The following is a 21497-nucleotide window of genomic DNA, read 5'->3' on the forward strand; positions in this document are numbered from 1 at the left end:
ATGATGCGAAGCGGGGGTGAACGGCCGGCTTATGCGTCGGCATATTTGACGGAACAGCCATAGGGGCGGCTGCTCGCGACCGACACCGGCTTCCCGGCCTTGATCTCGGAGAGCGCAGCCAGCACGTGGTTGCGGGCGCCAGCGATGTCATCCGGGTCATTGGTCGGCTTGTCGTCGATGCCGCCCGCATAGACGAGCGCGCCCGCCTGATCGACGATGAACATGTGCGGCGTCGTCCTGGCGTCATAGAGCTTGCCGACCTTGCCGTTCGCGTCGAGCAGATAGGCAGAGGACCGGGCGCCGTTCTGGGCGAGAACCGCCTTGGCCTGGGCGGCGTCCATATGGCCCTGATTGCCGGGCGCGCCGGAGTTGATGGTCAGCCAGACGACGCCGTCATTCACGGCGGTCGTTTGCGTCTTCTGCATGTTGCCGCTGCCATAATGCTTCTTCACGTACGGACATTCGGGGTTGTTCCATTCAAGCACTACCGTCTTCCCCTTGAAGCCGGAGAGGCTGACGGGCTTGCCGTCGAGGTCGGCAAGTTGGAAGTTGGGTGCAGGCTGGCCGACGACTGGCGCCGTCGCGGACTTCTCCTCGACGGAGGACGAGCCGTCGCATCCAGCGGTGAGGGCCAGTGCGGTGAAGGCGGTGAAAGCGGCAAGCATCTGCTTCATTTCGGCGTTCCTTATCAGCTGACCATGGACACGAGCCGCGAGGGCGTCAGAACCTGCGGCAGGATTTCGGCCGGCTTGCCCGGCTGGTAGTAGAGGTAGAGCGGTACGCCCGAGCGGCCGTGCCTTTCGAGGAAGCGGCCGATCGTCGCATCGCCGCGAGTCCAATCGCCGACCAGAACCGCAACCTGCGCGTCGGCGAAGGCCTTGGCGACCTCCTTCCGCTCGATCGCGCCCTTTTCGTTGACCTTGCACGTCAGGCACCAGTCGGCGGTGAAGTAGACGAAAACGGGGCGCCCCTCCTGCTGCAGCGAGGCGAGACGCGCCTCGGTAAAGGGTTCGGCATTCAGCATGTTCGGAGCGCTTGCCATTGCCGGCGCGGTGGCGGCGGTCGGCACGAAAGCAAGGGCGAGAGCGGCGGCAGCGGCGGCGGGCACCAGCGGCAACCATAGGCCGACTCGTCCCTGCCATTGCCCGACCCACCACAAAGCGAGGCCCAGCACGGTCGCAGCGGCGAGGCCGATCGTCATCCCATCGACGCCGGCCTGCCGCCCCAATATCCAGGCGAGGCCGAGCGCCGTCAGGAACATCGGCACAGACAGGATGCGGCGCAGCCTGTCCATCCAAAGGCCTGGCTTCGGCAGCCGCCGCCGAAGCGCGGGCACGAAACCCAGCAGCAGGAAGGGTAAGGCGAGGCCCAGCCCGAGGCCCGCGAACACCGCCAGCGCGGCCGCCGTGGGCAGGATGAGCGCCGCGCCCATTGCCGCGCCCATAAAAGGGCCGGTGCAGGGCGTCGCGACGAAAGCCGCCAGCACTCCGGTCCAGAAGGCGCCCCCCACGCCACCCTTGCCGGCGAGACCCTGGCCGGCGCCGACGGCGCGCAGATCGAACAGGCCGGCGAGGTTGAGCGCGATGGCGGTGACCAGAAGCAGCAGGACGATGATCACGCGGGGATCCTGCAGCTGGAAGGCCCAGCCGACCGCAGCGCCTCCCGCGCGCAGGGCGAGCAACGCGCCGCCGAGCGCCAAGCAAACGAGGATGACGCCCGCGGCATAAGCGAGCGCTTCCCGGCGCGCCGTTCCTTCGCTCTCGCCGGTCCGCGCGAGGCTCAGCGCCTTGAGGCTCAGGATCGGAAAGACGCAGGGCATGATGTTGAGGATCAGTCCGCCCAGCACGGCGCCCAATAGCGCAAGGAGGATGGTGGAGGCCAAACCCGCCTCGGCCGTGCCTGCCGCGATGGGGCCGGGGCGGAGCGTCACCCACAGGCCGCGCTCGCCGACCTTGAGCAGGCCTTCGGCGCCCTTGAGACCAGCCGCCTCGCCGGGCGCGTCGGTCTCGATAATCAGAGTGTCGCCGTCGCGCCGCACCTCCTGCGCGGCGGAATATTTGAGGAGCCCATGGGTCAGGGGGAAGAAATAGGCGCCCTCGCCGCTTTCCGACGCCGGATAGGGGATGGCAATCCGGGCCTTGCCGCCTTCTATCGCGAACCGCCCCTCGCCGCCGATCGGACGCGGCAAAGCGGCGCGATAGCCGTCGAACCGTCCCGGCTGCGCCGGCGCACCGATGGTCACCTGGGCCGCAACCTCCGCGCTCTCCGGGACACAGATTTCGCGCGTGCAGACGAGATAATCGAGGCTGGCGCGGATCGGCAGCACGTCGCCCGGCTTCACGCCGGCCGGCACCCGCAGCTCCGTCAAAAGCGCATAATCATGCTCGTAGACATAGTTCATGATGCCCGCGATCGTCAGCGTCTCGGGCACCGGATAGCGCAGCTCGCCGACGCTCGCGCCGTTTGGCAAAGTCCATTCGACCTGCGATTCCGTTCCAGCATCGCCGGGATTGCGCCAATAGCCGTGCCAGCCAGGCTCCGGCTCCATCACCAGCGCCAGCGTGACCCTGCCCCCCGGCGCGACGGTCGCGCCCTCGGGCACCAAGGTTACGGCCATGTTGCGCGCGTCGGCGGATAAGGCCCAGAGGCCGAGCAAGAGGGCGAGAAGCAGGCGCGCTAGGATCACAATACAGTGATGTACCAAGCGCCAGCGTCAATCAAGATTGGGCCGGAGCCACCTTTCCGCCTGCTCAACACTGACGCCGCGGCGGGCGGCATAGTCTTCGAGCTGGTCGCGGCCGAGGCGGGCGACGCCGAAATAGTCGGTGTCACGGTGCGCGAAATAGAAGCCGGAGACGGCACTGGTCGGAAGCATTGCGAAATTGTCGGTGAGGCTGACCCCGGCCGGATCGCCGCCCAGCATATCGAAGAGGATTGGCTTCAGGCTGTGGTCCGGGCAGGCCGGATAACCGGGCGCCGGGCGGATGCCGACATATTTCTCGCGGATCAGCTCCTGATTGGTGAGGTGCTCGGTACCCGCATAGCCCCAGACATTCTCGCGGACATGGGCGTGGAGCCGCTCGGCGAAGGCTTCGGCGAGGCGGTCGGACAGCGCCTTCAGGAGGATGTCGGAATAATCGTCATTCTCCGCCTTGAAGCGGGCAAGGTGCGGCTCGAGGCCGTGGATCGCGACCGCGAAACCGCCGATCCAGTCCTCCCCATCGGGCGAGATGAAATCGGCAAGGCACATGTTGGCGCGCCCTTCGCGCTTCTTCACCTGCTGGCGGAGGAAGGGGAGCCGGGTTTCCTCGTTACTGGCAAGCACCAGCACATCGTCGCCCTCGCGGCGGCAGCGCCAGAGGCCCAGCGTGCCGCGCGCCGTCAGCCAATGTTCGGCGATGATGCGGTCGAGCATCGCCTGCGCGTCCTTGAACAGGGATGTCGCGCTTTCGCCGACCACCTCGTCCTCAAGGATCTGCGGGTAATTGCCGGCAAGCTCCCAGGCGCGGAAGAAGGGCGTCCAGTCGATGTGGCTGCGAAGGTCGCGAAGCTCCCATTCACCATAATGGTGGAGACCGGGACGGAGCGGCGCCGGTGCCTTGCCTTCCGGATCGTAGGCGAAGGCGTTGGCGCGCGCTTCTTCGAGCGTCGCGAGGTCGTTCTGACCCTTATTGGCACGGCTTTCCCGCACCTCATTATAGCTGCGCTTGGTTTCGTCGACAAAGGTGTCGCAGAGCGTGTCTGACACCAAAGTCGAGGCAACGCCGACGGCGCGGCTCGCGTCAAGGACGTGGATCACCGGCCCTTCATACGCAGGGTCGATGCGGAGCGCGGTGTGGACCTTGCTGGTCGTGGCGCCGCCGATGAGGAGCGGGAGCTTCAACTGCTCACGCTGCATCTCCTGGGCGACGGTCACCATCTCGTCGAGCGACGGCGTAATGAGGCCGGAAAGGCCGATCATGTCCGCGTCATTCTCGTTCGCAGCCTTTAGGATATCTTGCCACGGCACCATCACACCGAGGTCTATGACCTCGAAGCCGTTGCACTGGAGGACGACGCCGACGATGTTCTTGCCGATGTCGTGAACATCGCCCTTGACGGTCGCCATCACGACCTTGCCCTTGCCGGCAGCGGCGCCGTTCTTTTCCTTCTCCGCCTCGATGAAGGGAATGAGGTGGGCGACGGCCTTCTTCATGACGCGGGCGGACTTCACCACCTGCGGCAGGAACATCTTACCGGATCCGAACAGGTCTCCGACGACGTTCATACCGTCCATCAACGGCCCTTCGATCACTTCGATCGGGCGCGCTGCCTGTTGGCGCGCTTCTTCGGCATCCTCGACGACGTGAAGGTCGATGCCTTTCACAAGCGCATGTTCGAGCCGCTTGGCGACCGGCCAGCCACGCCATTCGGCGGCTTCCTTTTCCGCCGCGGGATTGGAACCGAGATATTTCTCGGCAAGCGCCACCAGCCGCTCGGTCGCATCGTCACGGCGGTCGAGGATCACGTCCTCGCATGCTTCGCGAAGCTCCGGATCGATCGTGTCGTAGACGTCGAGCTGGCCTGCATTCACGATTGCCATGTCGAGCCCTGCCGGAATGGCATGGTATAGGAAGATCGAATGCATCGCGCGGCGGACAGTCTCATTGCCGCGGAAGGAGAAGCTGAGGTTCGACAGCCCTCCGGAAATGTGCGCGTGCGGGCAGCGGGCGCGGATTTCCCGGCACGCCTCAATGAACTCGACCGCGTAGCGGCGATGCTCCTCAATCCCTGTTGCAACCGCGAAAATGTTCGGATCGAAGATGATGTCTTCCGGCGGGAAGCCGTCGGCGACGAGCAGCTTATAGGCGCGCTCGCAAATCTCGACCTTACGTGCCTTCGTATCGGCCTGGCCGACCTCGTCGAAGGCCATGACGACGACGGCAGCGCCGTAATCGCGGACGAGGCGGGCGTGGCGGAGGAATTCTTCTTCACCTTCCTTCATACTGATCGAGTTCACGATCGGCTTTCCGGACACGCATTTGAGGCCGGCTTCGATCACGCTCCATTTGGAGCTGTCGATCATGAAGGGCACGCGGGCGATGTCGGGTTCGGCCGAGATCAGCTTCAGGAAGGTGGTCATCGCATGTTCGGCGTCGAGCAGGCCTTCGTCCATGTTGATGTCGATGACCTGGGCGCCATTTTCCACCTGCTGGCGCGCGACTTCAACGGCGGCGGCATAGTCGCCCGCCATGATGAGCTTCTTGAACTTGGCCGAACCGGTGACGTTGGTCCGCTCGCCGATATTGACGAAGGTTGCAGTCTGCTGGGTCATCTTACTCTGGGACTAGGCCGGTGCGGCCGGGTGAAGATCAGGCGGCGAGCACCATGGTTTCGAGACCCGCGAGGCGGGTCACGACCGGCGGCGCGGGCAGCTTGCGGGGGGCAAGGCCCTCCACCGCCTTCGCCATCGCGGCGATATGCGCGGGCGTCGAGCCGCAGCAGCCGCCGACGATGTTGACGAGGCCCTGTTCGGCCCATTCGCGGAGGAACCCCGCCGTTTGCGCCGGAAGCTCGTCATAGGCGCCGAGTTCGTTGGGAAGGCCGGCATTCGGATAGGCCATGATCAGCGTGTCGGCGACGCCCGAAAGCGCCTGCACGTGCGGACGAAGCTGCTGCGCACCGAACGAGCAATTGAGACCGACCGTCACCGGCTTGGCGTGGCGCACCGCGTGCCAGAAGGCCTCGACTGTGTGGCCGGAAAGGTTGCGGCCGCAGAGGTCGGTGATGGTCATGGAGATCATCAAAGGCACGTCGCGGCCCCTGGCGCGGGCCGCTTCCTTGGCAGCCATGATGCCAGCCTTGGCGTTCAGCGTGTCGAAGATGGTCTCGATCAGGATGAAATCGGCGCCGCCTTCGATCAACGCTTCGCACTGCTCGCGATACACGTCCTTCAGGCCGTCGAAGTCGATCTCGCGAAAGCCAGGGTCGTTGACGTCGGGCGAGAGGGACAGCGTCTTGTTGGTGGGGCCGACCGCGCCCGCGACGAAGCGGGGCTTGCCGTCCTCGGCCGCGAAATCATCCGCCGCCTTCCGGGCAATGCGGGCCGAGGCGATGTTGATGTCGGCGACCAGAGCTTCGGCGCCGTAATCGGCCTGGCTGATGCTGTTGGCGCTGAAGGTGTTGGTAGAGACGATGTCGGATCCGGCGGCCAGATAGGCGCGGGTGATGCCCTCCACCACGTCGGGCCGGGTCAGAGCGAGGATGTCGTTGTTGCCCTTCTGGTCCTTGCAGAGGCCGAGATTGCCGCGATAGGCGGCCTCGTCCAGCTTGTGGTTCTGGATCTCGGTGCCGAAGGCACCATCGGTGAGGAGGATGCGCTCACCTGCGGCGCGAATAAGTGCTTCGCGAGCGTTCATGCCGCCTGCTCCTGTGCTGTGTTCTGGGGCCTTAGCCCCAGCAAATGGCAGATCGCGTAAGCGAGTTCCGCCCGGTTCAATGTGTAGAAGTGGAAGTGGCGGACGCCGCCCGCATAAAGCTGGCCGCAAAGCTCGGCCGCGACCGTCGCCGCGACCAGCTGCCGCGCGGCGGGGAGATTGTCGAGCCCTTCGAACAGGCGGTCCATCCAGGCGGGAATCGACGCGCCGCACATGGCCGCGAACTTCCGCGTTTGAGCGACGTTCGACACCGGGAGGATGCCGGGCACGATCTCGGCGTCTATGCCCGCTGCCGCGGCTTCGTCCTGGAAGCGGAAGAAGCATTCGGGCGAGAAGAAGAACTGCGTGATCGCGCGGTCGGCGCCGGCGTCGATCTTCCGCTTCAGATTGTCGATGTCGGATGCCTTGCTGGCGGCTTCCGGATGACATTCCGGATAGGCGGCGACCGAAATTTCGAACGGCGCCACTTTCTTCAAACCCTCGACCAGCTCAGCCGCGCTGGCATAGCCGTCAGCTCGGGCTTCGAAGCGCTTGCCCTGCTCAGGCGGATCGCCGCGAAGGGCGACGATATGCCGAATGCCGGCCGCCCAATATTCCCGCGCGACCTCGTCGATCTCGTCGCGGCTCGCCTCGACACAGGTGAGGTGGGCAGCGGCGGCGAGGCTGGTCTCGCGCGCGATCCGTTCGACGGTCGCGTGGGTGCGCTGGCGGGTCGAGCCGCCTGCGCCGTAGGTGACCGAGACGAAGCGCGGCTGAAGCGGCTCGAGCGTCTTCACGCTGTCCCAGAGCGTCTCCTCCATCTTCTCCGTCTTCGGCGGGAAGAATTCAAAACTGACACCGATGTCGCCGGCAACATCCTCGAAGAGAGGCTTGCCGCCACTGATGCGGGCGTGAGCATGTTCGATGGCGGGGGCTGCGGGACTCATGCGACAACCTTCAATTTGGCTTTGGGCCGTTCGCCGGTCCAAAGCGTGACCGTAAGCTCCCCGCCCTTCAAATGCTCGACGACGCGGCCCTGAAGCCCTGCCGCCTTCAGATATTTGAGCATTGCATCGTCCGCGAAGCCGAGGCGCGCATGCGCGTCGCGGGTGCGAAGCTCCTCCCGCTCGTGCGGAGCGAAATCGATGATGATGAGGCGCCCGCCGGGTGCGAGCAGGCGGGCAGCCTCGGCCACTGCGGCGGCGGGCTGCTGCGCATAATGGAGCACCTGGTGGATGATGACCGTATCCGCCGACGCGGCCGGAAGCGGTAGTGAATACATATCGCCCTGGCGAAGCTCGGCGGAGGCGAGGCCCGCCTCGGCAAGCTTCACGCGAGCCAGCCGCAGCATTTCGGGCGAGCGGTCGATGCCGAGCGCGCGCTCGGCATCGGGCGCGAACAGCTCCAGCATGCGGCCCGTGCCGGTACCAATGTCAACGAGCCGGCCGACCTCCCGGTCGCCAAGGGTGCGGGCGATCGCGGCCTCGACTTCGCTTTCGGCGATGTGAAGCGAGCGAAGCTCGTCCCAGTCGGCGGCGTGGCTGGCAAAATAGCGTTCGGCGGCGGCGGCGCGGTCGGCGCGGACCGCGGCAAGGCGGGCGGCGTCGGCCACGGCCCACGGGTCCTCGCCATCAAGCGCGGACCAGCTATCGAGGAGGGCGAAGACGGGGGCTACACGCTCGGCGCGGCCGAGGCTTAGGAAGACCCAGCTTCCTTCCTTGCGGCGTTCGGCAAGGCCAGCATCGATCAGGATCTTCACATGGCGCGATACGCGCGGCTGGCTTTGCCCAAGCACCTGCGCAAGCTCGCCGACGGAAAGCTCCATCGCGCGCAGCAGCGTCAGGATCCGAAGGCGGGTCGGATCGGCGAGCGACTGGAAAAGATCAGGCAGCTTCTGCATCAACTTAAGGATATAAAGATATCTTTATATGGGGGTCAAGGATGATGAGGCGCAGGAGCGCGGATAGTAGAGAAAAAGCCCGCTCTCGATGCTTACTGATTCGTTAAGCCGCGGCGGCAACATGGTGTCTGAAATGCTAAGTTGTGGAGAAAAATAAGCTTTCTGCCGGATGAACGAGCCGCTCTTGCACGAGGGAAAGATGCTGATAAGGAGGAGGTTGAGGGGGATTGTTTATCAAACCAGTAGACATTCTGCTGATCCTTCTCTAAACCGCTTAACTGCTGGCCGTTGAAGGGAAACCTCCAACACCTCGCCCAGCGAATAGTTTGCTCCTTTGGAGGGAAATGCCATGAAGAAGTTCGCTCTTATCGCCGTTGCGACCCTCGGCCTTGCTGCTTGCGGCGGCAACGAAACCGAGAACACCACGACGACCAACACCACCGAAGACTATAACGTCACCGTCGACAACACGATGACCGACGTCAACGCCGCTGCCACCGACGCGCAGAACGCCGCTGACGCCGCTCTCGACAACGCCGGTGCCGCGATCGACAACGCCGGTGCGGCCGTCGAGAACGCTTCGGACGCTGTTGCCACCAACGGCATGTAAGCTTCGTTTTCGAAGTTTCGAGACAAGGAGGGCCGCGTGTCTCGCACACGCGGCCCTTTTTCTTTGCCGGAAACTGTGCCTAACTTGCCGCTGAACAGCGGAGGAGGGACAGTATGCGCGTTTCGAAAGCCCTTGCAGCGGCGGCCGTTCTAGGACTGCTCGGGGGATGTGGTGGCGGCCAAGATCAGAATAGCGGCGTGACCAGCGAGGAAGCGGCAGCGCTCAACGACACGGAGAACATGCTCGATATTTCGAGCGAGGACATTCCGACGGACGAGACCGCGGTGGGCAATACGGAAGTGCCGATGGACGATCTTGGCGGCGCGGATGAAGTGCCGCCGGCGAATAACGGAACGTCGAATACGCAGTAGAGCTGCGGTTTCGGTAGAAAAGAAGAAGGGCCGGGAAGCGATTGCTCCCCGGCCTTCTTTCTTTTGGGCTGGTCCCAGCACGGGCGAAGCCCGCGCTGTCGTCGGACGGGTTCGGCTGATGGCCGACCCGCCGGCCGTTCTGATTTCGTCTCCGGGGCAGCGCGAGCTGCCCCGGTGCGAAATCAGAAGTCCATTCCGCCCATGCCGCCCATGCCGCCGGGCATGCCGCCGGCCGCGGGCTTGTCTTCCGGAAGCTCCGACACCGCCGCTTCGGTGGTGATGAGGAGACCGGCGACCGAAGCCGCGTCTTGAAGGGCAGTGCGGACGACCTTGGTCGGGTCGATCACGCCGGCCTGGACCAGGTTCTCGAACACTTCGGTCTGGGCGTTGAAGCCGAGGGTCGTGTCCTCGCTGTCGAGCAGCTTGCCGGAGATGACGGCGCCGTCATGGCCGGCATTCTCGGCGATCTGACGGACCGGAGCGATGATCGCGCGGCGGACGATGTCGATGCCGCGGGTCTGATCGTCATTCTGGCCGGTGAGGCCCTGCAGCGCCTTGGTGGCGTAGAGGAGAGCCGTACCGCCGCCGGGGACGATGCCTTCTTCGACGGCAGCGCGGGTCGCGTGGAGAGCGTCGTCGACGCGGTCCTTGCGCTCCTTCACTTCCACTTCGGACGAGCCGCCGACCTTGATCACGGCAACGCCGCCGGCGAGCTTGGCAAGACGCTCCTGGAGCTTTTCCTTGTCATAATCGCTGGTGGTGTTCTCGATCTGCTGACGGATCGCTTCGACACGGCCCTTGATGGCTTCGGCTTCGCCGGCGCCGTCAACAATGGTCGTGTTGTCCTTGTCGATGGTGACGCGCTTGGCCTGGCCGAGCATACCGACCGTGACGTTCTCGAGCTTGATGCCGAGATCTTCGCTGATCATCTCGCCCTTGGTGAGGATCGCGATGTCCTGCCGCATCGCCTTGCGGCGCTCGCCGAAGCCCGGCGCCTTGACGGCCGCGACCTTGAGGCCGCCGCGCAGCTTGTTGACGACGAGCGTGGCCAGAGCCTCGCCTTCGATGTCCTCGGCGATGATGAGGAGCGGACGGCCCGACTGCACAACCGCCTCGAGGATCGGAAGCATCGCCTGGAGGTTGGAGAGCTTCTTCTCGTGGATGAGGATGTAGGGGTCGGCGAGCTCGACCTGCATCTTCTCAGGATTGGTGATGAAGTAGGGTGAGAGGTAGCCGCGGTCGAACTGCATGCCTTCGACGACATCGAGTTCGAATTCGAGGCCCTTGGCTTCCTCGACGGTGATCACGCCTTCCTTGCCGACCTTCTCCATCGCTTCGGCGATCTTTTCGCCCACAACGGTGTCGCCATTGGCCGAGATGATGCCAACCTGCGCGATCTCGTTCGAGCCCTGCACGTCCTTCGAACGGCTCTTCAGGTCCTCGACGACCTTCGAGACGGCGAGATCGATGCCGCGCTTCAGGTCCATCGGGTTCATGCCGGCCGCAACCGACTTCATGCCCTCGCGAACGATTGCCTGGGCCAGAACGGTGGCGGTGGTGGTGCCGTCGCCTGCAAGGTCGTTCGTCTTCGAAGCGACTTCGCGGAGCATCTGTGCGCCCATATTTTCGAACTTGTCCTTAAGCTCGATTTCCTTGGCGACGGTGACGCCGTCCTTGGTGATGCGGGGAGCGCCGAACGACTTGTCGATGACGACGTTGCGGCCCTTCGGCCCAAGAGTCACCTTCACCGCGTCGGCGAGGGTATCGACGCCGCGGAGGATCCGCTCACGGGCGTCACGCGAAAAGCGTACGTCTTTCGCTGCCATGTCTGTTGTTCCTCTATTCTAAAGTGTTTCGTGAATGCTCTTCAGAAGGTTCAGCCGACGATCCCGAGGATGTCGGATTCCTTCATGATCAGGAGGTCTTCGCCGTTCACGCGAACCTCGGTTCCCGACCACTTGCCGAACAGGATGCGGTCGCCGGCCTTGACGTCCAGCGGGGTCACCTTGCCGTCTTCGGCCTTGGAGCCGGTGCCGGCGGCGATCACTTCGCCTTCCTGCGGCTTTTCCTTGGCGGTATCCGGGATGATGATGCCGCCGGCCGTCTTTTCCTCGGCCTCTACGCGGCGAACGAGCACCCGGTCATGCAACGGACGAAAGTTCATGCACGTCACCTTTCTTTGCTTTGACAGTCCCCCCAAGTGCCAAGCACCGGAACTGCCTTCCTTCGTTGAAACTTGTTAGCACTCATCCGTACCGAGTGCTAATGCGGCGCATGTAGGCGCTGTTCATCTGTCGTCAAGCGTTTCCGGCCAGAAAATTTGCCTTTGGAAAGCGGCGTAGGAGCTTCCGATTTTACAGTGAGGCGCTGCTCCGGTAGCTGTGCGTGCGATCAAGAGGAACGGAAAAGCGATATGCGGTTCATGGGCAAGGTTTGGCGGTTGCTCGTCGGCGTCAAGGACGGGCTGGTCCTCCTCTTCATGCTCCTGTTCTTTGGGCTCCTCTACGCAGCGCTGACGGCGAAGCCCTATGCGGGAAGCGTTCGGGAAGGCGCGCTGCTGCTCGACCTTTCCGGCACCATCGCCGAGCAGCCGGAGACCGTGGCGCCGTTCGACGCGCTGACCGGATCGTCGGCGGCGAAGCAGCACCGGCTCCGCAATCTCATCCATGGCCTCAAGGCCGCGGCGACGGACGACCGGATCAAGGCGGTGGCGCTCGACCTCGACGCCTTCATGGGCGGCGGCCAGACGGCAGTCGCCAATGTCGCCGATGCGATCGACGAAGTCCGCCGCGCCGGAAAACCGGTGGTCGCCTACGCCACTGGATACACCGACGACGGCTACCAGCTTGCGGCGCATGCGAGCGAGGTGTGGCTGAACCCGTTGGGGGCAGTGTTGATCGCTGGCCCAGGCGGATCGAACCTTTATTATAAGGGTCTGCTCGACAAAATCGGCGTGACGGCGAACGTCTATCGCGCCGGAACCTATAAGGCCGCGGTCGAGCCCTATACGCGGAATGACATGTCGCCGGAATCGCGAGAGGCGAACGAGGCGCTGGCCGCCAGCCTGTGGGAAAGCTGGCAGCAGGACGTGCGGCAGGCGCGCCCGAAGGCGCAGCTTGCGCCCTATATCTCGGCGCCGGTGCGACGGATCGCGGAAGCGCGGGGCGACATGGCGCAGGCGGCGCTCCGCGCCGGCCTCGTCGACAAACTCGGCGACCGGAGCGCATTCGAGGCGCGGATGGCGGAGCTCGCGGGCGCGGAAAACGAAGCGGTGCCCGGAAGCTTCCGGCACACGGCGCTCGACGCCTGGACGGCCGCCAACCCTGCCGGCGACAGCTATGGCGAGATCGGCGTTCTCACCGTTGCTGGCACCATCGTCGACGGCGAGGCGGAGCTTGGCACCGCCGGCGCGGAGACGGTCACCGAAGCGCTGATGAAGGGATTGGAGCGCGGCAATCTCAAGGCGCTGGTCGTGCGGGTGGATTCGCCCGGCGGCTCCACGCTGGCATCGGAACGGATCCGCCGCGCGGTGCTGGCGGCGAAGGCGAAAGGGCTGCCGGTCGTCATCTCGATGGGGTCGGTCGCGGCGAGCGGCGGCTACTGGATCGCCATGGCGGGCGACAGGATCTTCGCCGAGCCGTCCACCATCACCGGATCGATAGGCGTGTTCGGCGTGCTGCCGAGCTTCGAAGGCACGCTCGAGAAGCTGGGCGTCGGCGCGGACGGTGTGAAGACGACGCCGCTTTCCGGCGAGCCGGACCTGCTGAACGGCATTTCGCCGCAGGTGAGCCAGCTTCTGCAGATGGGTGTGGAATCGACTTATGTTCGCTTCCTGAGGCTGGTCTCGGACGCGCGGAAGATGCCGGTGCAGCGAGTGAACCAGATTGCGCAGGGTCGCGTCTGGGCAGGCGGCACAGCCCGGCAGCTCGGCCTTGTCGACCAGTTTGGGTCGCTGGACGATGCGATTGCCGAGGCGGCACGGCGCGCGAACCTCGATCCAGGAGATACGAGCGTCGCCTATCTCGAAAAGGAGCCGGATTTCTGGGAGCAATGGTTTACCGCCGCGCAGAGCGGCGAGGCCGAACCCGAGGCGCGGGACGTGTTCAGCCGCATCGCCATGCAGCCCCGCCAGCTGCTGATGCGCGCCTTCGCCGACGCGCAGGCCATTGCGGCGGGACCCGCGATCCAGGCCCGCTGCCTCGAATGCCCCTCCCCCGCCGCGGCCTCGCCGGCGCAGGAGCGTTCGCTGACCCGCATCCTCTGGAGCCTGCTCGGAGCATGAGGGTACGAGCCGCAACGCCCGAAGACGCGGCGACCATCGCTTCCATCTACGCGCCTTACGTGACGGGAAGCTCCGTCTCGTTCGAAGTGACGCCTCCGGACGAAGAGGAGATGCGGCAAAGGATCGAAGCGGGCGGCGGCCTCTATCCCTGGTATGCCGCGGTGACGGACGAGGAGCGGCTGATCGGCTATGCCTATGCGACACCCTTCCGCCCGCGTCCCGCCTATCGCTATGCGGTGGAAACCAGCGTCTATCTCGATCCCGCATATCATGGCCGCGGCGCCGGACGGCTGCTCTACCAGGCGCTGATCCGCACGCTCGAGAAGCAGCGCTTCGCCCAGGCGATCGCCGCCATCACGCTGCCAAACGATGCGAGCGTTCGCCTCCATGAGGCGCTCGGCTTCGTATCGGCCGGCGTTTACCGGCAGGTCGGATACAAGGGCGGCCGCTGGCTCGACGTAGGGCTATGGCAGCGAGCGCTCGCCCCGGCTACCAATCCGCCGACCGAGCCGATCAGGCTCGCTGATCTATAGCTTGCCCGGAAGCCGCTTGCGCCCCGACCGCTCCTGCGGGCACATTGTCCGCATGCGTCAATGGATTTCAGGTCTACCTCCAGCTGCCGGTCATCGTGGCTGACGATCTCGGCGCATTACTAGCGGGGGCCGATCGCGCGCTGGCCCAGCAGAATTTGATGCAGGCGCGGGAGCTTCTTGACCGGGCTGCAGCAGCAGCGCCGAACGACCTGGCCATTCGCCTGAAGCTCGCCGGCATTTGCCGAGCATTGGGGCAGCCGCGCGCCGCCCTCGATGCGGTGCATTCCGCGCTCGCTATCTCGCCACTCGACTTCACCGCACTTCTGATGCGGGCAAGCCTACTTGAAAGAATGGCCGATCCCGAAGCCGGCGAGGCTTGGGGTCATGCCTTGGCGCAGAGGCCGGACGGCACTCTGCCGCCGCAGCTTGCCGCGATCGTCGCCGACGGAGAGCGGCTCCATGCCGACTGGCTGGACGGTCGCGAGAAGCGGCTGCAAGCGCACATGGCCGCCGCCGAACAAAAAGCGGATGAGGAGGAACGGACCCGGATCGCGCGCTTCCGCAGCAATGTGCTTCGCCGGACGAAACATTATCACAGCGATCCCACCCATTATTATTTCCCGGAGATCGCGGAGCGTGAGTTTCATCCGCGCCGCCTGTTCCCCTGGCTGGCCGAGCTTGAAGCGGCGACGGAGACGATCGCGTCGGAGCTGGAAGCAGTGATGGCCGCGGAGCGCGCGGAGCTCGTGCCTTATATTCAATATGAAGATTATCTTCCGCTTCAGCAGTGGCAGCCACTCAACCGCAGCCGCGACTGGACGGCGATCCACCTTTTGCAGAACGGCCGCAGGATCGAGGCCAATGCGCGCCATTGTCCGCAGACCATGAAGCTTCTGAAGCATTTCCCGCAGCCCGTCATTTCGGACGCGTCGCCGAACGCGATGTTCTCCCTCCTCGCTCCGAACACGCAAATCCCTCCGCACGTCGGGATCAACAATGCAAGGCTCGTCTGCCATCTGCCTCTGGTGGTGCCAGAAGGCTGCTGGTTCCGGGTGGGCGCGCAAACGCGCTATTGGAAGCGTGGCGAGGCATTCGTGTTCGACGACACGATCGAGCATGAGGCGCTGAACCCGACGGACCAGCTGCGCGTGGTCTTCATCTTCGATATCTGGCACCCGGACCTCAGCGAAGCTGAGCGTGAGGCTGTTGCAGCGCTGATCGGAACCGAGGGCGGCGAGGCAGCGGGAGGGCTGTAGGCCTAGCGGCGGTAGCCGGGCAGCGCCCAAGCTTTCAGGATTGCTCCGGCGCGAAGGCCGAAGCCGAGCAGGGCCGCGACAGCGCCCGCCGCATAATCAGGCGTGCCGAGAAGGAGCAGGCCGACCATGGTCGCCGCCGAGAGCGCCGCGGCGGTGACGTAGAGCTCGGGGCGCATCAGGATCGAAGGCTCCCCCGTCAGGACGTCCCGAATGATGCCGCCGGTGCAGGCGGTGAGAACCCCCATGGCGATGGCTGGCAATGGCGCGACGCCGTAGGCGAGCCCCTTTGCCGCGCCGAAGGTGGCATAGGCGGCAAGCCCCACCGCATCGAGCCAGAGCAATGTATCGCCCTTCCAGATGCGCTGCGGCAGCAGCCACACGGCAAGCGCGGCGGCAAGGCAGATGAAGAGCAGGATATTGTCTTCAAGCCAGAAGACCGGCGCTCCGATCAGGAGATCGCGAACGGTGCCGCCGCCGACGCCGGTAATCACCGCGAAGAAGACGAAGGTGACCAGGGTTTGGCGCTTGGCCGCGGCAACTACTGCGCCGGAAAGGGCGAACACGGCGATGCCGGCATAATCGAGATAGCCGAGGACCGGCCCGATGACGGCAGCGGCGCCCGCGGGCTCCACTAGACGTGAATGGGTTTGCCAGTGACTGCCATCGCCGCTTCCTTCAGCGCCTCCGAATGGGTCGGGTGGGCGTGGCAGGTATAGGCGATGTCCTCGCTGGTGGCGCCGAACTCCATCGCCTGCGCGGCCTGGGCGATCATGGTGCCGGCGACCGAGGCGACAATATGGACGCCAAGCACCCGGTCGCTGCGGGCATCGGCGATCACCTTCACGAAGCCATCGGCTTCGCGGTTTGTCTTGGCGCGGCTGTTGCCGAGCATCGGGAACTTGCCGACCTTGATCTCGCCCTGCTCCTTCGCCTGCTCTTCGGTGAGGCCGACGCCGGCGATTTCGGGCATCGTATAGACGACGCTGGGGATCACATCGTGGTTCACGATGCCGATCTGACCCGCGAGTATCTCGGCCACGGCGATGCCCTCATCCTCAGCCTTGTGCGCGAGCATCGGGCCGGGGGTCACGTCACCGATCGCGTAGACCCCTTCGACGCCGGTGCGGAAGTCGTGATCGACCTCGATCTGGCCGCGCTTGTTGAGCTGAATACCGGCGGCTTCGAGACCGAGGCCTTCCGTATTGGGGCGGCGGCCGATGGCGACGAGCACGGCATCCGCTTCGATGGTTTCGGCGGCGCCGCCCGCGGCGGGCTCGATGGTTAGGGTAAGGCCGTCGCCCTTCTTCTCCGCCTTGGTGACCTTAGTCGAGAGGCGGAATTCGAAGCCCTGCTTCTTGAAGATCTTGTTCGCTTCCTTGCGAACGTCGGCGTCCATGCCGGGCAGGATCTGGTCGAGGAACTCGACGACCGTGACCTTGGCACCCAGCCGCTTCCAGACGGAGCCGAGCTCAAGCCCGATCACGCCGCCGCCGATGACGACGAGATGCTGCGGCACATTCTGAAGCTCAAGCGCGCCGGTTGAGTCGACGATCCGCTCCTGATCGATTTCCACGCCCGGCAGCGGGGTCACCGAAGAGCCCGTCGCGATGACGATATGCTTGGCGGTATATTCCGTGCCTGCGACATCGACCCTGTTCTTGGCGGTGAAGCGGCCCTGCCCTTTGAGCCAGGTGACCTTGTTCTTCTTGAACAGAAATTCGATGCCGCCGGTGAGGCCCTTCACAGCTTCGAGACGGCCGGCATGCATGGCGCCGAGGTCGAGCTCGACCCCTTGCGTCTTCACGCCCCATTTGGCGAGGGTACCGTGCGCCGCTTCCTCGAACAGTTCAGAGGCGTGCAGCAGGGCCTTGGAGGGGATGCAGCCGACATTGAGGCAGGTGCCGCCAAGCGTCTCGCGGCTCTCGACGCAGGCGGTCTTGAGCCCGAGCTGCGCCGCGCGGATCGCGGCCACATAGCCGCCCGGCCCCGCGCCGATGACGATCACGTCGAAATTGGTGTCTGCCATGTGCTGTTCCTAAAGATCGATGAGGAGGCGCGTCGGATCCTCGATGGCTTCCTTCATGCGGACGAGGAAGGTGACCGCTTCGCGCCCGTCCACCAGCCGATGGTCGTAGCTGAGCGCCAGATACATCATGGGCCGGACGACGATCTGGCCGTCGCGCACCACCGGCCGCTCCTCGATCCGGTGCATGCCGAGCACCGCCGACTGAGGCGGATTGATGATCGGCGTCGAGAGGAGCGAGCCGAACACGCCGCCGTTCGAAATGGTGAAGGTGCCGCCGCGCATCTCATCCATCGACAGCGTGCCTTCCTTGGCGCGCTTGCCGAAGTCGGCGATCGTCTTCTCGATGTCGGCGAAGCTCAGCCGGTCGGCGTTGCGGATCACCGGTACGACGAGGCCGTTGGGGGCGCTCACCGCCACCGACACGTCGAGATAGTCGTGATAGACGATCTCGTCGCCTTCAATATAGGCGTTCACGGCAGGCACATCGCGGGCAGCGAGCGCGGCTGCCTTAACGAAGAAGCCCATGAAGCCGAGGCGGATGCCGTGCTTCTTCTCGAACAGATCCTTGTAGCGGCCCCGCGCCTCCATCACCGCCGACATATCGACGTCGTTGAAGGTGGTGAGCAGGGCGGCGGTGTTCTGCGCCTCCTTGAGGCGCGCCGCGATGGTCTGGCGTAGGCGCGTCATCCGCACCCGTTCCTCGCGGCGTTCGCCGGTGGGCGCGGACGGCTGGAAGGGCTTGGAAGGTTGCGAAGGTGGCGCAGAGGCGGGCGCGGCGGCCGGAGCGGGCTGTGCCTTTTCCGCCTTGGCGGCGGCGAGGACGTCGTCCTTGGTGAGGCGGCCGTCCTTGCCGGTGCCTTTGATCTTGGACGGATCGAGGCCGTGTTCCAGCACGACGCGGCGAACGGCCGGCGACAGGGTGAGGCTGCCGCCCTCCTCGCCGCCTTCGGCGTGGGGCGCGTGTTCGTCTTCCTTTAGCGCCGGCGTCTCGGCAGGACCGGCGGGGTTCACTTCCGACGCCTGAACGGCGGCTTCGGCGGGAGCCGGGGCAGCGCCGTCGCCGGCTTCGATGCGGGCGATCAGAGCGCCGACATTCACCGTCGCGCCTTCGGCGACGACCTGTTCGCCCATCACACCGGCGACGGGCGAGGGCACTTCGACGGCGACCTTGTCGGTTTCGAGGCTTGCGATCGGCTCGTCCGCCGCGACCGCCTCGCCGGGCTTCTTCAGCCACTGGCCCAAGGTCGCTTCGGTGATCGATTCCCCCAGCGTCGGTACGGTAACGTCGGTCGCCATCTTTACCCCTTTGAGCCTGCTCTGAGCGGCTGCGCATCGCCGCTGCTATGGCCAAGCGCCTCTTCGATCAATGCCGCCTGCTCGCTTGCATGCCGCTTGGCAAGGCCGGTGGCGGGCGACGCGGACGCGGCGCGGCCCGCATAAAGCGGCCGCCGCGGCTTCACACCGGCTTCGACGAGACATGCTTCGATAAACGGCTCGACGAAGAACCAGCTGCCGTTATTCTTCGGTTCTTCCTGCGCCCAGACCACCTCTTCGAGGTTGGTCATGCGCTGGAGGCGCGCAACGAGCGGTTCGGACGGGAAGGGATAAAGCTGCTCGATCCGGACGATCGACGTGTTCCGGTCGCCCGCCTTGTCGCGCGCTTCCATTAGGTCGTAGGCGACCTTGCCCGAGCAGAGGACGAGCCGCTTCACGTCCTGATCGGCCGGCGTGTTCGGATCGGAGAGGATCCGGCGGAAATGGCCTTCGTCGGTGAAGTCCGCAGCGGTCGAGACAGCCGCCTTGTGGCGAAGCAGCGATTTCGGCGTCACGATCACCAGAGGCTTCCGGAAATCGCGGTGCATCTGGCGGCGGAGGATGTGGAAGTAGTTGGCGGGCGTGGTGACGTTGGCCACCTGCATATTGTCTTCGGCGCAAAGCTGAAGGAAGCGTTCGAGACGCGCCGAGCTGTGCTCCGGCCCCTGCCCTTCATAGCCGTGCGGAAGCAGCATCACGAGGCCGTTGGCGCGGAGCCACTTGGCCTCGCCGGCGGCGATGAACTGATCGATGATGACCTGCGCGCCGTTGGCGAAGTCGCCGAACTGCGCTTCCCAGAGGACGAGGGTGCGAGGATCGGAAGAGGCATAGCCATATTCGAAGCCAAGCACGCCGAATTCGGAAAGCGGGCTGTCGCGCACTTCGAAACGCCCGCCACCTTCGACATGCGTCAGCGGGATATATTTCGCACCATTGGTCTGATCGACCCAGACGGCATGGCGATGGCTGAAGGTGCCGCGGCCGCTATCCTGCCCGGACAGCCGGACGTTATAGTCTTCCTTGATGAGCGCGCCGAACGCGAGGGCCTCGGCCGTCGCCCAGTCGAAGCCAGCGCCGCTCGCGAACATCTCGCGCTTCGCGTCGAGGATGCGCTGCAGCGTCTTATGGACCGTCACGTCCTCGGGGACAGTTGTCAGCGTGCGGCCGATTTCCTGCAACATGTCGGCCGCAATGCAGGTTTCGACATTGCGGCGCTCCGTCTCCGGCGTATCGGGCTTGCCGAAGCCGCTCCAGCGGCCTTCGAACCAGTCGGCCTTGTTCGGCAGATAGGATTTCGCAGCCTCGAACTCGGTTTCGAGGAGCTGCGTGAATTCGCCGATGCGGCCGTCGATCCAGGCCTTGTCGACCACACCTTCCTTGACCAGCCGGGCCCCGTAAATGTCGGACACAGCCGGATGATTGCGGATTGCGGCGTACATGAGCGGCTGCGTAAAGCTCGGCTCGTCGCCCTCATTGTGGCCGAAGCGGCGGTAGCACCACATATCGATGACGATGTCGCGCTTGAACTTCTGCCGATATTCGATCGCCACCTTGCAGGCGAAGGTCACCGCCTCCGGATCGTCGCCGTTGACGTGCAAGATCGGCGCCTGAACGCTCTTCGCAATGTCCGACGGATAGGGCGAGGAACGGGCGAATTGCGGGGAGGTGGTAAAGCCGACCTGATTGTTGATCACGAAGTGGAGTGTGCCGCCGGTCGCGTAGCCCGGAAGACCGGAGAAGCCGAAGCATTCGGCGACGATCCCCTGTCCCGCAAAGGCCGCGTCGCCGTGGAGGAGTACCGGCAACACCTGCGTGCCGTCCACATCGCCGCGCTGCATCTGGACGCCGCGCGTCTTGCCGAGCACGACCGGGTCGACCGCTTCGAGGTGGCTGGGGTTGGGCACCAGCGACATGTGCACCTGAATGCCGTCGAACTCGCGATCTGATGATGTGCCAAGGTGATATTTGACGTCGCCCGAACCGCCGACATCCTCGGGATTGGCGGAACCGCCGGCAAATTCGCTGAAGATGGCGCGATAGGGCTTCCCCATCACGTTAGCGAGCACGTTGAGGCGGCCGCGATGGGCCATGCCGATCACCATCTCGCGGACGCCGTACTGGCCGCCATATTTGATGACGCCTTCCAGCGCCGGGATCATCCCTTCGCCGCCATCAAGACCGAAGCGCTTGGTGCCGACATATTTGCGGGCGAGGAATTTCTCCCACTGCTCCGCCTCGATCACCTTCGAAAGGATCGCCTGCTTGCCTTCCGGCGTGAAGCTGATCTCCGCGGTACGGCCTTCCATCCGGTCCTGAAGGAAGCGCCGCTCCTCGAGGTCGTTTATGTGCATATATTCGAGACCGACATTGCCGCAGTAATTGCGGCGCAGAACCTCGACGATCTCGCGGACCGTGGCGGTTTCGAAACCCAGCGAGCCGCCGAGATAGACCGGCCGGTCGAGCGCGGCGCCAGTAAAGCCGTGGAATTCGGGCGTCAGGTCGGCGGGAAGGTCGCGCTTGGCGAGGCCGAGCGGATCGAGATTGGCGGCAAGATGCCCGCGCACCCGGTAGGTGCGGATCAGCATCATCGCGCGGATCGAATCCTCCGCCGCCTGGCGAATGTCGGCGTCGGACTTCCCCGCGGCCACGGCCGCCGCCTTGGCCTTGGCTGCGACCGGCTCGATCGACATCAAAGTCGGATCGAGGCCGGCATTGACCTCGTCCAGCTCGCTTACCGGCCAGTTGCTGCGGGCCCAGCTGGGTCCCTGTTCGCGTTCGCCTTCGCCGAACATGTGTCTGTCTCTTGTTGC

At 64.9% G+C, this 21497-nt stretch carries 17 protein-coding genes; 5 read left to right on the plus strand and 12 right to left on the minus strand.

Annotated elements, in window-relative coordinates; translation table 11 throughout:
- Positions 1-29 precede the first annotated feature (29 nt).
- The 6 genes from VGD10_RS06720 to VGD10_RS06745 all read right to left on the minus strand — a co-directional run bounded on the left by VGD10_RS06720 (position 30) and on the right by VGD10_RS06745 (position 8295).
- The gene (locus VGD10_RS06720) at positions 30-674 is read right to left on the minus strand and encodes a redoxin family protein (RefSeq protein ID WP_331040033.1); all 645 of its coding nucleotides are present in this window, start codon (positions 672-674) and stop codon (positions 30-32) included.
- 14 nt (positions 675-688) lie between these two features.
- Positions 689-2617 carry a protein-disulfide reductase DsbD family protein gene (locus VGD10_RS06725; RefSeq protein WP_331040034.1) on the minus strand — a complete coding sequence of 643 codons (1929 nt, stop codon included), beginning with the start codon at positions 2615-2617 and terminating at the stop codon, positions 689-691.
- A 96-nt stretch (positions 2618-2713) separates the two neighbouring features.
- Complete coding sequence (metH, locus tag VGD10_RS06730) at positions 2714-5314, minus strand: methionine synthase (protein WP_331040035.1); 2601 nt, start codon at positions 5312-5314, stop codon at positions 2714-2716.
- A 37-nt stretch (positions 5315-5351) separates the two neighbouring features.
- On the minus strand, positions 5352-6398 hold the full coding sequence (locus tag VGD10_RS06735; protein WP_331040036.1) for a homocysteine S-methyltransferase family protein: 1047 nt from the start codon (positions 6396-6398) through the stop codon (positions 5352-5354).
- A complete protein-coding gene (gene metF, locus VGD10_RS06740) occupies positions 6395-7342 on the minus strand; it encodes a methylenetetrahydrofolate reductase (protein ID WP_331040037.1) in 948 nt (315 codons plus the stop codon). Before metF ends, VGD10_RS06735 begins: the two co-directional genes overlap by 4 nt.
- Entirely contained in the window at positions 7339-8295 is a 957-nt protein-coding gene (locus VGD10_RS06745) for a metalloregulator ArsR/SmtB family transcription factor (RefSeq protein ID WP_331040038.1), read from the minus strand. Before VGD10_RS06745 ends, metF begins: the two co-directional genes overlap by 4 nt.
- Before the next feature lie 349 nt (positions 8296-8644).
- Between VGD10_RS06745 and VGD10_RS06750 the strand changes: the two genes are divergently transcribed.
- Both VGD10_RS06750 and VGD10_RS06755 read left to right on the plus strand, forming a co-directional pair.
- Positions 8645-8905, plus strand: a complete 261-nt coding sequence (locus tag VGD10_RS06750) for a circumsporozoite protein (RefSeq protein WP_331040039.1) — start codon at positions 8645-8647, stop codon at positions 8903-8905.
- Between the two features lie 113 nt (positions 8906-9018).
- On the plus strand, positions 9019-9276 hold the full coding sequence (locus tag VGD10_RS06755) for a hypothetical protein (RefSeq protein ID WP_331040040.1): 258 nt from the start codon (positions 9019-9021) through the stop codon (positions 9274-9276).
- A 182-nt stretch (positions 9277-9458) separates the two neighbouring features.
- On the opposite strand, the gene groL is transcribed toward VGD10_RS06755, so the two are convergent.
- Positions 9459-11102, minus strand: a complete 1644-nt coding sequence (gene groL / locus VGD10_RS06760; protein WP_331040041.1) for a chaperonin GroEL — start codon at positions 11100-11102, stop codon at positions 9459-9461.
- 50 nt (positions 11103-11152) lie between these two features.
- Positions 11153-11440, minus strand: coding sequence for a co-chaperone GroES (groES, locus tag VGD10_RS06765; protein ID WP_331040042.1), 288 nt, complete (start codon positions 11438-11440; stop codon positions 11153-11155).
- Positions 11441-11689: 249 nt separating this feature from the next.
- Here groES and sppA point away from each other — a divergent pair, with 249 nt between their 5' ends.
- The 3 genes from sppA (at position 11690) to VGD10_RS06780 (ending at position 15347) form a co-directional block, all read left to right on the plus strand.
- On the plus strand, positions 11690-13558 hold the full coding sequence (gene sppA / locus VGD10_RS06770) for a signal peptide peptidase SppA (RefSeq protein WP_331040043.1): 1869 nt from the start codon (positions 11690-11692) through the stop codon (positions 13556-13558).
- On the plus strand, positions 13555-14091 hold the full coding sequence (locus VGD10_RS06775; RefSeq protein ID WP_331040044.1) for an N-acetyltransferase family protein: 537 nt from the start codon (positions 13555-13557) through the stop codon (positions 14089-14091). The genes sppA and VGD10_RS06775 overlap by 4 nt, the downstream gene beginning before the upstream one ends.
- A gap of 95 nt (positions 14092-14186) precedes the next feature.
- The gene (locus VGD10_RS06780; RefSeq protein ID WP_331040045.1) at positions 14187-15347 is read left to right on the plus strand and encodes an aspartyl/asparaginyl beta-hydroxylase domain-containing protein; all 1161 of its coding nucleotides are present in this window, start codon (positions 14187-14189) and stop codon (positions 15345-15347) included.
- Between the two features lie 2 nt (positions 15348-15349).
- Here VGD10_RS06780 and VGD10_RS06785 read toward each other — a convergent pair whose 3' ends face one another.
- Genes VGD10_RS06785 through VGD10_RS06800 form a run of 4 tightly spaced genes read right to left on the minus strand, consistent with a single transcriptional unit; the run spans position 15350 to position 21479 of the window.
- Positions 15350-15979: a trimeric intracellular cation channel family protein gene (locus VGD10_RS06785; RefSeq protein WP_331040046.1), complete on the minus strand. Its 630-nt coding sequence runs from the start codon at positions 15977-15979 to the stop codon at positions 15350-15352.
- A complete protein-coding gene (gene lpdA / locus VGD10_RS06790) occupies positions 15979-17373 on the minus strand; it encodes a dihydrolipoyl dehydrogenase (protein ID WP_331040047.1) in 1395 nt (464 codons plus the stop codon). Before lpdA ends, VGD10_RS06785 begins: the two co-directional genes overlap by 1 nt.
- Before the next feature lie 9 nt (positions 17374-17382).
- Positions 17383-18669: a 2-oxoglutarate dehydrogenase complex dihydrolipoyllysine-residue succinyltransferase gene (gene odhB, locus VGD10_RS06795; protein WP_331040048.1), complete on the minus strand. Its 1287-nt coding sequence runs from the start codon at positions 18667-18669 to the stop codon at positions 17383-17385.
- Positions 18670-18671: 2 nt separating this feature from the next.
- A complete protein-coding gene (locus VGD10_RS06800) occupies positions 18672-21479 on the minus strand; it encodes a 2-oxoglutarate dehydrogenase E1 component (RefSeq protein ID WP_331040049.1) in 2808 nt (935 codons plus the stop codon).
- Between the last annotated feature and the right edge of the window lie 18 nt (positions 21480-21497).

The sequence above is a fragment of the Allosphingosinicella sp. genome, from assembly GCF_036402135.1.
GTDB lineage: Bacteria > Pseudomonadota > Alphaproteobacteria > Sphingomonadales > Sphingomonadaceae > Allosphingosinicella.

Bases quoted from the DNA above. Each gene is read 5' to 3' on its own strand.
- metH (WP_331040035.1), bottom strand. From the start codon at position 5,314: ATGACCCAGCAGACTGCAACCTTCGTCAATATCGGCGAGCGGACCAAC.
- sppA (WP_331040043.1), top strand. From the start codon at position 11,690: ATGCGGTTCATGGGCAAGGTTTGGCGGTTGCTCGTCGGCGTCAAGGAC.
- groL (WP_331040041.1), bottom strand. From the start codon at position 11,102: ATGGCAGCGAAAGACGTACGCTTTTCGCGTGACGCCCGTGAGCGGATC.
- VGD10_RS06720 (WP_331040033.1), bottom strand. From the start codon at position 674: ATGAAGCAGATGCTTGCCGCTTTCACCGCCTTCACCGCACTGGCCCTC.
- VGD10_RS06750 (WP_331040039.1), top strand. From the start codon at position 8,645: ATGAAGAAGTTCGCTCTTATCGCCGTTGCGACCCTCGGCCTTGCTGCT.
- VGD10_RS06775 (WP_331040044.1), top strand. From the start codon at position 13,555: ATGAGGGTACGAGCCGCAACGCCCGAAGACGCGGCGACCATCGCTTCC.
- groES (WP_331040042.1), bottom strand. From the start codon at position 11,440: ATGAACTTTCGTCCGTTGCATGACCGGGTGCTCGTTCGCCGCGTAGAG.
- VGD10_RS06725 (WP_331040034.1), bottom strand. From the start codon at position 2,617: ATGGCCGTAACCTTGGTGCCCGAGGGCGCGACCGTCGCGCCGGGGGGC.
- metF (WP_331040037.1), bottom strand. From the start codon at position 7,342: ATGAGTCCCGCAGCCCCCGCCATCGAACATGCTCACGCCCGCATCAGT.
- VGD10_RS06735 (WP_331040036.1), bottom strand. From the start codon at position 6,398: ATGAACGCTCGCGAAGCACTTATTCGCGCCGCAGGTGAGCGCATCCTC.
- VGD10_RS06745 (WP_331040038.1), bottom strand. From the start codon at position 8,295: ATGCAGAAGCTGCCTGATCTTTTCCAGTCGCTCGCCGATCCGACCCGC.
- VGD10_RS06755 (WP_331040040.1), top strand. From the start codon at position 9,019: ATGCGCGTTTCGAAAGCCCTTGCAGCGGCGGCCGTTCTAGGACTGCTC.
- lpdA (WP_331040047.1), bottom strand. From the start codon at position 17,373: ATGGCAGACACCAATTTCGACGTGATCGTCATCGGCGCGGGGCCGGGC.
- VGD10_RS06800 (WP_331040049.1), bottom strand. From the start codon at position 21,479: ATGTTCGGCGAAGGCGAACGCGAACAGGGACCCAGCTGGGCCCGCAGC.
- odhB (WP_331040048.1), bottom strand. From the start codon at position 18,669: ATGGCGACCGACGTTACCGTACCGACGCTGGGGGAATCGATCACCGAA.